The sequence below is a fragment of the Thioalkalivibrio sp. ARh3 genome (genome assembly GCF_000377265.1).
GTDB classification, from domain to species: domain Bacteria; phylum Pseudomonadota; class Gammaproteobacteria; order Ectothiorhodospirales; family Ectothiorhodospiraceae; genus Thioalkalivibrio; species Thioalkalivibrio thiocyanoxidans.
In genome coordinates, this window is sequence record NZ_KB897947.1 from 879,133 (window position 1) to 891,285 (window position 12,153).

Annotated in this window: 11 protein-coding genes; 8 read left to right on the forward strand and 3 right to left on the reverse strand. The window is 67.9% G+C overall.

Annotated features, from left to right (window positions below; translation table 11 throughout):
• Window positions 1-130: 130 nt before the first annotated feature.
• Entirely contained in the window at window positions 131-2,500 is a 2,370-nt protein-coding gene (locus tag C995_RS0104170) for a DNA translocase FtsK (protein WP_018863738.1), read from the forward strand.
• A 119-nt stretch (window positions 2,501-2,619) separates the two neighbouring features.
• Window positions 2,620-3,279 (forward strand): outer membrane lipoprotein chaperone LolA, encoded by a 660-nt coding sequence (gene lolA / locus C995_RS0104175; protein ID WP_018863739.1) that lies wholly within the window; start codon window positions 2,620-2,622, stop codon window positions 3,277-3,279.
• 365 nt (window positions 3,280-3,644) lie between these two features.
• Here lolA and C995_RS0104180 read toward each other — a convergent pair whose 3' ends face one another.
• The gene (locus C995_RS0104180) at window positions 3,645-3,947 is read right to left on the reverse strand and encodes a cell division protein ZapA (protein ID WP_018863740.1); all 303 of its coding nucleotides are present in this window, start codon (window positions 3,945-3,947) and stop codon (window positions 3,645-3,647) included.
• Window positions 3,944-4,168, reverse strand: a complete 225-nt coding sequence (gene zapB / locus C995_RS0104185) for a cell division protein ZapB (protein ID WP_018863741.1) — start codon at window positions 4,166-4,168, stop codon at window positions 3,944-3,946. Before zapB ends, C995_RS0104180 begins: the two co-directional genes overlap by 4 nt.
• 246 nt (window positions 4,169-4,414) lie before the next feature.
• Here zapB and C995_RS0104190 point away from each other — a divergent pair, with 246 nt between their 5' ends.
• The 6 genes from C995_RS0104190 to C995_RS0104215 all read left to right on the forward strand — a co-directional run bounded on the left by C995_RS0104190 (window position 4,415) and on the right by C995_RS0104215 (window position 11,011).
• Window positions 4,415-4,702: a hypothetical protein gene (locus C995_RS0104190; RefSeq protein ID WP_018863742.1), complete on the forward strand. Its 288-nt coding sequence runs from the start codon at window positions 4,415-4,417 to the stop codon at window positions 4,700-4,702.
• Complete coding sequence (locus C995_RS0104195; RefSeq protein ID WP_018138364.1) at window positions 4,702-5,304, forward strand: UPF0149 family protein; 603 nt, start codon at window positions 4,702-4,704, stop codon at window positions 5,302-5,304. The genes C995_RS0104190 and C995_RS0104195 overlap by 1 nt, the downstream gene beginning before the upstream one ends.
• Window positions 5,301-6,665: a Xaa-Pro aminopeptidase gene (gene pepP, locus C995_RS0104200; RefSeq protein ID WP_018863743.1), complete on the forward strand. Its 1,365-nt coding sequence runs from the start codon at window positions 5,301-5,303 to the stop codon at window positions 6,663-6,665. The genes C995_RS0104195 and pepP overlap by 4 nt, the downstream gene beginning before the upstream one ends.
• Window positions 6,666-6,924: 259 nt before the next feature.
• Entirely contained in the window at window positions 6,925-8,184 is a 1,260-nt protein-coding gene (locus C995_RS0104205) for an FAD-dependent oxidoreductase (RefSeq protein WP_018863744.1), read from the forward strand.
• Window positions 8,181-9,374 (forward strand): FAD-dependent monooxygenase, encoded by a 1,194-nt coding sequence (locus tag C995_RS0104210; RefSeq protein ID WP_018863745.1) that lies wholly within the window; start codon window positions 8,181-8,183, stop codon window positions 9,372-9,374. Before C995_RS0104205 ends, C995_RS0104210 begins: the two co-directional genes overlap by 4 nt.
• 557 nt (window positions 9,375-9,931) lie before the next feature.
• Window positions 9,932-11,011, forward strand: coding sequence for a porin (locus C995_RS0104215; protein ID WP_018863746.1), 1,080 nt, complete (start codon window positions 9,932-9,934; stop codon window positions 11,009-11,011).
• Window positions 11,012-11,412: 401 nt separating this feature from the next.
• Here the strand turns inward: C995_RS0104215 and C995_RS0104220 are convergent, their stop codons facing one another.
• The gene (locus C995_RS0104220; protein WP_026278938.1) at window positions 11,413-12,153 is read right to left on the reverse strand and encodes a secretin N-terminal domain-containing protein; all 741 of its coding nucleotides are present in this window, start codon (window positions 12,151-12,153) and stop codon (window positions 11,413-11,415) included.

Sequence of the window (12,153 nt, forward strand, 5' to 3'; positions counted from 1 at the left end):
GCCCGCTCCCACAATGGCGGGGCTCATTGTGTGTGGGTAAAAAGACAACCGGACCGGACTCGGTTCGCAGGCTTGGCTGGCCTGGCACCACGAACGCCGTCTTAACCGGTAAACTGCGCGATGATTCGCAATGCCCGCGTCGCGGGCCGAACACGATGGGGAGCGCATGGCCGCAAGCAAGGCCAAATCCGGGGGCAAGGGCAGGAAGACGGCAGAGCCGGCCGCGGCACCGAGCCTGAGCGGGCAGCTGCTGCGCGGGCTGCGCGAGGGTGCGTTGCTGATCTTCGGCATGCTGGCACTTTATCTGCTGGTCGCCCTGGTCAGCTATCACCCGGGCGATGCGGCCTGGTCCACCACCGGCGATGGCGAGAGCCTGCGCAACCTCGGCGGCACCACTGGCGCCTGGTTTGCGGATATCGCGTTTCACCTGCTGGGCTATCTGGCCTATCTGATCCCGCTGGCGGTCGGCGGCATCGGCTGGTGGCTGTTCCGGCATCGCCGCGAGGCGCGGATCGCCAGCCCGATGGAGCTGACGGTGCGCGGGGTCGCGCTGATCGTGGCACTGATCTCGGGCGCGGCGCTGGCCGCGCTGCACCTGCTTCCCGGCGGGATGCCGGTGCACGCGGGCGGCATCCTCGGAGACCTGTTCGCCGGCTGGGCCGTGGCCGGGCTGAGCCTGGTCGGGGCGACGCTGGTGCTGCTGGCGCTGTTCCTGGCGGGTGTGACGCTGTTTACCGGGCTGTCCTGGTTCCTGCTGATGGATCGACTGGGTCAGTTGACGATTCGTGGCTTCGAGCGCCTGCGCGCCCAGCTGGATTCGGCCCGGGACCGCCGCATCGGCGCGCGCGAACGCGCCGAACGCGAGACGCGGGTGGAAAAGGAGCGCAAGCGCACCGAGAAGCGCGCGCCCTCGCGTGTGGAGCCGCGCATCGAGGCGCCCGCGCCCAGCCCGCGCGTACAGAAGGAAAAGCAGGTCCCGCTGTTCACCGAAGGGTCCGGGGCCGATCCGCGTCCACCGCTGTCCCTGCTGGACGAGCCGCCGCCCCCGCCGGATGGCTTTTCGGAGGAGTCGTTGCAGGCCCTGTCGCGCCTGGTCGAGCTGAAGCTGAAGGACTTTGGCGTGGAGGTCGAGGTGGTCGCGGTGCAGCCGGGCCCGGTGATCACGCGCTTCGAGTTGCAGCCGGCGGCCGGGGTCAAGGCCTCGCGCATCTCCGGGCTGTCCACTGATTTGGCGCGCTCGCTGTCGGTGATGGCGGTGCGCATCGTCGAGGTGATCCCGGGCAAGTCCACCGTGGGCCTGGAGATCCCCAACGAGAACCGCGAGATCGTGGCCCTGTCGGAGATCCTGCGCTCGGAGCTGTTCGACTCGAACAAGTCGCCGCTGACCATGGCGCTCGGCAAGGACATCGGTGGCGGCCCGGTGATGGCGGATCTGGCGAAGATGCCGCACCTGCTGGTGGCCGGGACGACCGGCTCCGGGAAGTCGGTCGGCGTGAACGCGATGCTGCTGTCGCTGCTGTACAAGTCCACGCCGGACGACGTGCGCCTGATCCTGATCGACCCGAAGATGCTGGAGCTGTCGGTGTACGAGGGGATCCCGCATCTGCTGTGCCCGGTGGTCACCGACATGAAGGATGCCTCTAACGCCCTGCGCTGGGCGGTGGCGGAGATGGAGCGGCGCTACAAGCTGATGTCGGCGATGGGCGTGCGCAACATCGGCGGCTTCAACAAGAAGGTGCGCGATGCCGAGGCCGCCGGCGAACCGCTGAAGGACCCGCTGTTCAAGCCGGAAGAGGCGCTGACCGAGACCGGGGCGCCGGATCTGGAGCCGTTGCCGTTCATCGTGATCGTGGTCGACGAGTTCGCCGACATGATGATGGTGGTGGGCAAGAAGGTGGAGGAGCTGATCGCGCGTCTGGCGCAGAAGGCGCGCGCCGCCGGCATCCACCTGATCCTGGCTACCCAGCGCCCGTCGGTGGATGTGATCACCGGCCTGATCAAGGCGAACATCCCCAGCCGCATTGCCTTCCAGGTGTCCTCGCGGGTGGACTCGCGCACCATCCTCGACCAGATGGGGGCCGAGCACCTGCTGGGCCACGGCGACATGCTCTACCTGCCGCCGGGCAAGGCGATGCCGGAGCGCGTGCATGGTGCCTTCGTTGGTGACAACGAGGTTCACCAGGTGGTGGAGTACCTGAAATCCACCGGCGAACCGGACTACAACGAGGCGATCCTCGACGAGCCGGAGGCCGGGGCCGCCGCGATCCCGGGGCTGGAGGCGCCGGGCGAGGGCGAGGCGGAGACCGACCCGCTCTACGACCAGGCCGTGCAGATCGTGATCGAGACGCGCAAGGCCTCGATCTCGTTCATCCAGCGCCGCTTGAAGATCGGCTACAACCGCGCCGCGCGCATGGTCGAGGACATGGAGGCCGCCGGACTGGTGAGCCCGGTGCAGTCCAATGGCAATCGCGAGGTCCTGGTCCCGGGGCCGAACGACTGACGCTCGGCCGGGTCCATCTACTGGATCCTGTGATCTAGCTCGCTCTTTCTGTGGTGGCATTCACGCCCGGTTAATGCGCCCGGGCGCAGGATCGTCGTAAACATGCAACTGGAGTCCGCATGAACACTCGTTTCCTTCCGCGTCTGGCGATGGCCCTCGTGGCTGTGGCCTTCCTGGCATCCGGCCCCGTAGTGGCGGCCGAGCGCGGCCCTGCGCCGGATGCGCGCGCGGCGCTGGACCGTTTTGTCGAGGGGCTGGAGACCTTCACCGCCGAATTCACGCAGACGGTGCGCGACGAGACGGGCTATGTGCTGCAGGAGTCGGATGGTTCGATGCAACTGGGCATGCCCAACCGCCTGCGCTGGGAGGTGACCGAGCCCTTCCCGCAGACGATTGTCTCCGATGGCGAGGACCTGTGGACCTATGACCCGGACCTGGCACAGGCGACCGTGCGCCCGCTGGGGGATGCCTTCGATGCGACACCGATCGCGGCCATCACCCAGCCGGAGCGGCTGGACGAACACTTCCGCATGGATGTGTTGCCGGTGGACGATGCCTCGGCCCTGCGCCTGCTGCTGATCCCGCGCAACGAGCAGGCGGACTTTACGCATCTCGAGCTGGACCTGACGCCGGATGGCGACCTGACCCGCATGGCCTTCCGCGACATCTTTGGTCAGGAGACCGAGATTCTCTTCGAGCAAAGCGAGCGCAATGCCCCGGTCGACGAGGCTGCGTTTACCTTCGATCCGCCGTCCGGGGTGGATATCTATCGGCCGTAGAGACGTGCCTCCGTCTGGGGCGTGAACGCTACCTGACGTAGGGTGCGGTTGAGCATCGCGAAACGCACCATGCCCGACGCCGTGGGAACCCTTGATGGGATTCGCCTGGCTCATCCCATCCTACGGCGCGGGGTGGGGGCAGGAGTAGGGTGCGGTTGAGCACCGCGAAACGCACCATGCCCCGCGCCGTGGGAACCCTTGATGGGATTCGCCTGGCTCATCCCATCCTACGGAGCGGGGGGCGGGAGTAGGGTGCGGTTGAGCACCGCGAAACGCACCATGCCCGACGCCGTGGGAACCCTTGATGGGATTCGCTTGGCTCATCCCATCCTACGGCGCTGTGGGAGCGGCCTTGGCCGCGAACTTCAGGAGCGGGGCGTGCCCAGCGACTGCTCGATGCGGTCGGCAATCGCGGTGATGCGGGCCGGGCCGGTCTGTTCGGCGCGCTTGAGCTGTTCCTTGCAGTCGAGCATCTCGTGGGCGAGGTTCAGCGCCACCATCACGGCAATGCGCTCGGCGCCGACCACGCGGCCGGTGTCGCGCAGTTCGCGCATGCGCTCGTCGATCAGGGAGGCGGAGGCGAACAGGTCGGCGCGCTCCTCGGGCGGGCAGGCGATCTGGTATTCCTTGCCCAGGATCGAGACGCGTACGGGTTCGGACTGGCTCATTCGCTGTGCTCCATCGACCGCAGGCGGGCGATCATCGTCTCGACCCGGTGCCGGGCCTGTTCGTTGCGTTCCTTGAAGGCCGCGCGCTCGCTTTTCAGCTGACGAATCTGCTCGTGCAGCAGATGGTTCTCTTCGCGCAGGGCGGCATGTTCATCGAGCAGCCGCGTAATCGCGGTCTCGAGGCGCTCGACGGGATCGTGGCTGGAATCCTCGGACGACATGGCGACAGGCCCCGGTTCGGTGAAGGCGACCGCGCACGGCGCGCGACGCAGTCCATGGAGTCTAGGAGGCCCCCCCGCAAATCGTCAACTTGTGTGACCTTTTTGCGGGAGCGCCTTCACTATTGCCACACGTGCCCATCGGTGGAGAAGCGGCGAAATATGCGTGGACACGACGCATTGTTGCGGCTCGTGCACCGGGCTGGTCACAATAGGCTTTATCTCGTTTGCCCAGGAACCGCCGCGCCCATGACCCAGCCCCCCGAACCCGACCCGCAGGCCACCGTGATCGAGGGTACCGCCCACAACGGCAAGCCCTGCCGCATCGTGGACAACACGGGGGCGATCCCGCGTGCGGAGCTGGAGCAGTTGCTGGCGGACCTGATCGCGGAGAAGCGCTTCGGCCTGAATGCGCTGTCGGCCACCGGATCCAGCGCAATCAAGCTGGGCGAGCCGCAGTTCACCCACCTGCAGGTGGGTGACGACCTCTACCGCTTCCTGCTGTTTCCGTACGAAGCCCGTCTGGAGTCCTTCTGATGGCTGCCCCCACTGGCGAATCGACCAAGGCGCGCGGCGGCCTCGAGTCCGATCCAACTGCCCTGGCGGAGCAGCTCGCCCACGGCCTGCGCCGCATGGGCTTCGCGCAGACCCCGGCCTCCGCCCACGGGCTGTTCACCGGCTGCGTGGTCGCGGACCCCGGCGCGGATGTCGAGGCGCTGGAACAAAGCCTGGGCGAGGCGCTGCCGTTGACTGACGCCGCGCCGGACGACTTCCGCGCGACGGTGGAGGCGATCCGGCGGGCATTGCTGGCGCAGCTGTACGATGTCGAGCTCGGCTTCGGGCCGCTGCTGCCGGAGGACGAGCCGATCGAGGCGCGGGCCCAGGCCCTGTCCGAGTGGGTCGACGGCTTTATCTCCGGCTTCGGGCAGATGCCCCGGCTGCAGCAGATGAAGCCCTCGGCCGAGGCCAGCGAGATCCTGCGCGACTTCGCCGAGATCGCGCGCATCGAGCTGGAGCCGGAGGACGACGAAGACAACGCCGCCGCCTTCGAGGAACTCAACGAATACGTGCGCGTCGGTGTATTGCTGATCGCCGACGAGCTCGCCCCGGACGACCCGAAACGGATCCCGATGCAATGAATGCCCCCACGCGCCCCCCGCTGCCCGGCAAGACCCCGACCATCACCCTGGCCGAGTTCGCCCGGCGGCGTCAGCGCCTGATGCGCGGCGTGGGGGGCGACTCGATCATCGTGGTGCCCGCGGCGCACGAGCAGGTACGCAATCGCGATGTCGACTACCCGTTTCGCCAGAACAGTGACTTCCTCTATCTGACGGGCTTCCCGGAGCCGGATGCGGTCGCCGTGTTCGTCCCCGGACGCGCGGCCGGGGAGTACATCCTGTTCTGCCGCGACCGCGACCCCAAGCAGGAGACCTGGCAGGGGCGGCGCGCCGGACCGGACGGGGCGATGGAGCAGTACGGCGCGGAGTGCGCGTTCCCGATCGAGGACATCGACGAGATCCTGCCGGGCCTGATGGAGAACCGGCGCGTGCTGTGCGCCCCGTTCGGGCGCGACGAGGCGCTGGACCAGCGGCTGTTCGGCTGGGTCAACCAGGTCCGCGCGAAGGCGCGCAACGGCGTGCGGGCCCCGCATGAATATGTCGCGGTCGAGCACTATGTGCACGAACAGCGCCTGTTCAAGAAGGCCCCGGAGCTGCGCATGATGCGCCACGCGGCCGCAATCTCCTGCCAGGCCCACATCCGCGCGATGCAGGCGGCCCGCCCGGGCGTGACCGAGTTCATGGTCGAGGCCGAACTGCTGCACGAATTCCACCGCCATGGCACCGAGCCGGCGTATCCCTCGATCGTCGGTGGTGGCGAGAACGGCTGCATCCTGCACTACATCGAGAATCGCGATGTCCTGAACGACGGCGACCTGCTGCTGATCGACGCCGGCTGCGAGGTGCAGGGCTACGCCTCCGACATCACCCGCACCTTCCCGGTCTCCGGGCGCTTCAGCGACACCCAGCGCGAGGTCTACGAGTGCGTACTGGCCGCCCAGCACGCGGCCATCGAGCAGACCCGCCCCGGCAACCACTGGAACGACCCGCACGACGCCGCGGTGCGCGAGCTGACCCGCGGGCTCAAGGAGCTGGGCGTGCTCAAGGGCCGGCTCGACAAGCTGCTCAAGGACCACGCCTACCGGCCTTTCTATATGCACCGCACCGGACACTGGCTGGGTCTGGATGTGCACGACGTCGGCGACTACCGGGTAGGCGACGCCTGGCGCCTGCTGGAGCCGGGCATGGTGACCACCGTGGAGCCGGGGCTCTACTTCGGCCCGTACTCCGAGGCCCCAAAGGCCCTGCGCGGCATCGGCATCCGCATCGAGGACGACGTCGCCGTCACCCGCGACGGACACGAAGTCCTGACCGCCGCCTGCCCCAAGACCCCCGCCGACATCGAAGCCTGCACGGCCGGCAACCTCCCGGGCTGGACCTGACCATGCACCATCATCAATACCCGGCACCGGACCACCTCCCTGTGGGAACCGACCTTGTAGGAGCGGGCCTTGTGGGAGCGGGCTTGCCCGCGAACAACGAAGCGCACCGATCCCCGGCCGGCGCCCACACCCCTGATGCGATTCGCTGCGCTCATCCGCATCCTACGAAGGCGCTGCGGGACCGGTCCTTGTGGGAGCGAGCTTTGTGGGAGCGGGCTTGCCCGCGAACTGCCGCGCAAAGACAGGGTGTTGGGCTGAGATGAGCACCCAAACCCCCGACATCGCCATCATCGGCGGCGGGCCGGTCGGTAGCCTGGCGGCCGCGACGCTCTCGCGGGCCGGCTACTCCGTGGCCCTGTTCGAGCGGGGCGCTGCGCCGAACGCTGGTACCACGCGCCCCGATACCCGCGGCTATGCCCTGGCCGCCGGCTCCGTCCAGCTGCTGGACGACCTCGGCTACTGGTCCTCCGTGGCCGAACAGGCCACCCCTATACGTTCCATCGTGGTCAGCCGCCGCGGCGGGCTGGGGCGGGTCCACCTGAACGCGCGCGACCACGGCCGCGCTGCGCTCGGCCAGGTCGTCCCGGCCGCCGCCCTCGACCCGATGCTGAACGAGGCCTGCCGCGCGGCCGGTGTGGACCTGCACTACGACTCGACCCTGGCCGGCCTCGATCCGGCCGAGGGCGACCGGCGGACACTGCACATCCAGGGAGCAAAGGGCGAGGCGGCTTGGTCCGCCCGGCTGATCCTCGCCGCAGATGGCGTGAGCTCCCCGACCCGCAAGGCCCTGGGCCTGCCGGTGCAGCGACTGCGCTACGACGCCGATGCTTTGGTGTTCGACGTACGCCCGGACCGCCCGCACAACGGCCAGGCCTTCGAGCGCTTCACCGACGAGGGCCCGCTGGCCCTGCTGCCGCAGGCCGATGGCCGCATGAACGTCGTCTGGGTGGCGCCGCCGCAGACCTGCGAGCAGCGCCTGGAGAGGAACGAGGCCGAGCGCCGGCGCGAGCTACAGGCCCGCTTCGGCTGGACCCTCGGGCGTCTGCGTCCGGCGGGGCCGGTCGTGCGTTTCCCGCTGGAGCGCGTCCACGCCCCGGAGCCGGTCGCCGAGCGTGCGCTGCTGCTGGGCAATGCCGCGCACTCCGTGCATCCAGTCGCGGGGCAGGGGCTCAACTTGTCGCTGCGCGACGTGGCGGGCCTGCTCGGTGCGCTGCGCACGGGGCGGCAGGCGGATGGAACCCCGACGTTTGCCGCCGACCCGGGTGCGGCGGCGGTGCTGGAGGCCTATGCGAAAGATCGGCGACAGGATGTGGGCAGCGTGGTCGCGGCCACCGATTTCCTCGCCCGGGGCCTGCTGCATGCCGCCGGGTTGCGCGGCCACGGGCTGGGGGCTGGCATGATGGCGGTCGATCGCCTGCGCCCGGCGCGCGATATGCTGGCCCGCTCCGCAATGGGGCTGGGTCCGCTTCCGCGCCACACGCTCGCCCATCTACCCGCAGCCGGGCAGGGCACGCCATGACGAAAGACGCCCACAACGAAACGCTGGACGTGCTGGTCGTGGGCGCGGGCGCCGTCGGCGGGGCGATTGCCCTGGGCGCCGCGCGGCAGGGCCTGCGGGTCGGCGTGCTGGAACGCAACGCCGCACCCCAGTTCGATCCGGAGACGACGCCGGTCACACGGGTCGCCACGCTCAACTCCGCCTCCATGGCCTTTCTCGGCGAACTGGGTGTGCGCGAGGCGCTGGAGCAGCGCCGCGCCCATGCGTTCTCTGGTATGTACGTCTGGGATGCGACCGGCCCCGGCCATATCCGCTTCGAGGCCGATGCGCTGGGCGTACCCGCGCTCGGCTGGACGGTCGAGCTCGCCGCGCTCGAGTCGGTGCTCTGGGCCGAACTCGAGGCCGCGGGCGTTGCCCTGTATCCGCAGACCGAATGGAAAGCCCTCGATCGCCGCCCGGATCGGGTCGATGTGTACGCCGATCACCGACAGCCGATCGCCTCGGCCCGCCTGCTGGTCGCGGCCGACGGGGCGCGTTCCCATGTCCGCGACTACGTCGGTATCCCGTTTACCGGCCACGACTACGACGCGAGCGGCATCGTCGCGACCATCACCACCGAGCACCCGCACCAGGACACCGCCTGGCAGCGCTTCGTCGAGGACCGCATTATCGCGCTCCTGCCGCTGGCGGACGGGCGCTGCTCCATCGTCTGGTCGCAGCCGGAGTGGCCGGCCGCCGAAGACACCCTGGCCCTGGACGACGCCGCCTTTTGTGCGACGCTTGAACAGGAGACCGATGGCTGCCTGGGCGCGATTACCGCCACGTCCCCGCGCGCCAGCTTCCCGCTCACCGCGCGCCACGCCAAAACCTACCACTCGGGACGCGTGGTACTGGCCGGCGACGCCGCCCACACCATCCACCCGCTGGCGGGGCAGGGCCTGAACCTGGGTCTGGCCGACGCCCGCAAACTGGTCGACGGGCTGCGCGGCCCCGCCCGCCGCGACCCGGGCGCCGAGACCGTCCTGCGCGCCTACACCCGCGCCCGCCGCCCGGAAAACGCCCTCATGCAACGCGCGATGGACGGCTTCAAGCTCCTGTTCGGCACCCAGGCCGCCGGGCTCCCCGAACTGCGCGGCCTCGGCCTGCGCCTGGTCGACCAGGCCGCCCCCATCAAGCGCCGCCTGGCCCTGCGCGCCTTCGGCCTCGACTAGCCCCGTAGCCCTGGCCCGACCCCTGTAGGAGGCCAGCCCTCTGGCCGATTGGGGGTCCGGCCAATGCCCAATCGGCCAGAGGGCTGGCCTCCTACGCCTCCGGTCACCCCCTCTGCATCCGCCCCGCTTCCGGACCGCTGCAACTGTCGGCTTTCCGCAACAAAAGCACCGACCTGGCCGTCCACCTTTCCTTTGTTGCACATCTGCAACGCTGTCTTGACTGCCGTATCTCATCCCCGAACCCGCCTGATCGCGTACGTTTCTACAACATAAGATCTAGCTTATATGGGGTACGGGTCACACTGGAGTGGTCGCCGCGAGGGTTCTCGTTCTCTCGTCTATTCAGGGGGTTGCGGCACCATGTTGCCCCGTCTTGCGCGCGTCTCCATGGCCTTTTTCGGGTTGCTGCGGGGCAAACTTCCAACGGCGTCGACATTTTTTCGCCACAAGGGGTTGAAATGCGACACCGTGGTGTATATAAAACACCTGTCATTCGCGGGATACGCCCAGCGAATGCAGGCGTAGAAACACACCAATTCTCCTGGGAGATACGCAACATGAAAAAACAGATTCTCGCAGTCGCCGTTGCCGGCGCCTTCGCGGTCCCGGCCTTCGCCGCCGCGGACTCCAACGTCACCCTGTTCGGCCAGCTGCAGACGCAGATCGTCCACCACAGCGGTGGCGACCTCGATTCCGGCTTCCGTATGCACGACGGTGGCTTTGTCGGTGGTTCGCCGGAAGGTCGTCTGTTTGGCGCCAATCCGAACCGCATCGGTGTGATGGCTAGCCATGACCTGGGCAACGGCATGAAGGCCTTCCTCAAGGTCGAGCAGGACGTCGACACCCGCCAAGGCATGAACCGTGGCGCCCGTGACCAGTTCGTCGGCCTCGAAGGCGACTTCGGCCGCATCCAGGCTGGCCGCATGGCTTCTCCGTACGTGACCGCCGGCAAGGACCCGCTGAACGCGACCTTCATGCAGGCCCGTACCAACGGTGGCCGCCTGAACCCGCAGACCTTTGGTGGCCTGGGTGAAGGTTCCTACCTGAATGAAGGGATCGCGTACAGCAACAGCTTCGGCATTGTCAGCCTCAATGTTGGCGCGTTTGTCGACAACACCGACGACAGCAACAGTGCTCTGGCCGGTCGCCTGAACTTCGACCTGGATCCGGTTGAACTTTACATCGCCCATAACCACGCGAATGACTACCGTGCGTCTCTCGGTGGTGATTTCCGTGCCACCAAGGTCGGTGTGGACTGGAGCACCGGTCCGTTCCGTCTGGTTGGCGAAGTGACCGACTTCAAGGCAGACGACGCCGCTGGCAACAACTGGCTTGATGGAAACACCTACTTCCTGTCGGGTACCTACACGATGGGCCGTAACGACTTCGTGCTGAACCTGGGTCATACCCGTAACAGCAACGATGTGGGCGGTGACGGCAACATTGACTACGCCGCGATCGCTGTCAAGCACAACTTCAGCAACCGTGTGATGGGCTTCGCTGGCGTGTCGTACTCCGACTATGACAACGATAGCCCGGCTATGACCCGTAGCATCGACGGCGGTGTGTTCACCGGTGATGCCGGTAGCTCCACCTCCTTCACCGGCGTGGGTGCTGGTCTTCGGGTGTCCTTCTAAGCCCGAGCACTGCTTACAAGCGGTATAACAACAAGCATCAAGCTTGTTTTACGGGGCCCCCAGGGGCCCCGTTTTTTATGCACGACCTTCGGCCCCGTTTGGGGCTTTTTTGTGTCTGGCGTTCTCGGGTGTTGTACGGGTCCCCAGTCAACATTGGCATTCCCGCTCAACGCATCGGGTCCCTGTCATCGCTGCGGGGACGGTCGCTCTTCGTCATCCCGGCCCCAGCGAAGCGGAGAGCCGGGATCCCCGGCATCGCGACTGGCAAACGGTGAGTTTACTCGCTAGTGGAGAGATCCCGGATAACCGCTGCGCGGTTTCCGGTATGGCGGTCAGTGGGCGTTGGGGGCAGCGTGCGGGACCCGTGCGCCATCGAAGGCTCGGCGTCCCTTGGGGGGTGCTCAGTCGACAGGGTCGACTCGTATCTGAAGGGACAGGGCGTCGCGTTCGCGGGTGGTGCGACGGGAGGCAATGCCGCGTTCCTCGAGGTCGATGGTGCGGCCGACCCCGGCGAGGTCGTGCCATGTGCCGGGCTCGATGGTGATGGAGGACTCGACGAACTGGCGTTCCACGCGGCCCAGGGTGGCGGCGGGCGGTTGTTCGTGGAGCTGATAGATATCCACGCGGATGCGACCGTCCGGCTGGGCTTGGGGCTGCACGCGGAATCCGCGGCCGGTGTCGCGGAAAACCGGTTCCATGCCGAAGCCGGCGCGACCGGCGAATACGCGGAAGCCGTGGGCCTCGGTCTCGCCGACCAGGATCACGGCCTCGGTGCCTTCGCGCAGGCGGATCTGCTGGGTCTGGTCGTCGCGGGGGGCGGTGGTCCAGCGCCGGGCGGTACCGCGGGCCTGGGTCCCGTCCGGGCCGGATTCGATGTCGATCCCTGCTTCGGTTTCCTGGCGCGGGCGCTCGCTGCTTCGGCGTACCGACAGGACAAGATCCTGGGTGCTGTGGTCGAGCTCGGCCACGACTTCTCGGATCTGTTCGAGGGTCCGCGCGTCGGCGCGTACCAGGAGGCGGAAGCCATCGGCGCGCAGCGTGGCTGCATTCCCGAACAGGCCCTGTAGCTCGGGCAGGATTTCGGCGGCCGGTCTGTTCTGCAGGGGGAGCACAGCCACATCGGCCTGCGGGTCACGGGCCAG

Excerpts from the sequence above, each read along its gene's own strand:
- C995_RS0104210 (WP_018863745.1), top strand. The coding sequence starts at position 8,181 with ATGACGAAAGACGCCCACAACGAAACGCTGGACGTGCTGGTCGTGGGC.
- C995_RS0104190 (WP_018863742.1), top strand. The coding sequence starts at position 4,415 with ATGACCCAGCCCCCCGAACCCGACCCGCAGGCCACCGTGATCGAGGGT.
- C995_RS0104215 (WP_018863746.1), top strand. The coding sequence starts at position 9,932 with ATGAAAAAACAGATTCTCGCAGTCGCCGTTGCCGGCGCCTTCGCGGTC.
- zapB (WP_018863741.1), bottom strand. The coding sequence starts at position 4,168 with ATGTCGTCCGAGGATTCCAGCCACGATCCCGTCGAGCGCCTCGAGACC.
- C995_RS0104170 (WP_018863738.1), top strand. The coding sequence starts at position 131 with ATGCCCGCGTCGCGGGCCGAACACGATGGGGAGCGCATGGCCGCAAGC.
- pepP (WP_018863743.1), top strand. The coding sequence starts at position 5,301 with ATGAATGCCCCCACGCGCCCCCCGCTGCCCGGCAAGACCCCGACCATC.
- C995_RS0104180 (WP_018863740.1), bottom strand. The coding sequence starts at position 3,947 with ATGAGCCAGTCCGAACCCGTACGCGTCTCGATCCTGGGCAAGGAATAC.
- C995_RS0104195 (WP_018138364.1), top strand. The coding sequence starts at position 4,702 with ATGGCTGCCCCCACTGGCGAATCGACCAAGGCGCGCGGCGGCCTCGAG.
- C995_RS0104205 (WP_018863744.1), top strand. The coding sequence starts at position 6,925 with ATGAGCACCCAAACCCCCGACATCGCCATCATCGGCGGCGGGCCGGTC.
- lolA (WP_018863739.1), top strand. The coding sequence starts at position 2,620 with ATGAACACTCGTTTCCTTCCGCGTCTGGCGATGGCCCTCGTGGCTGTG.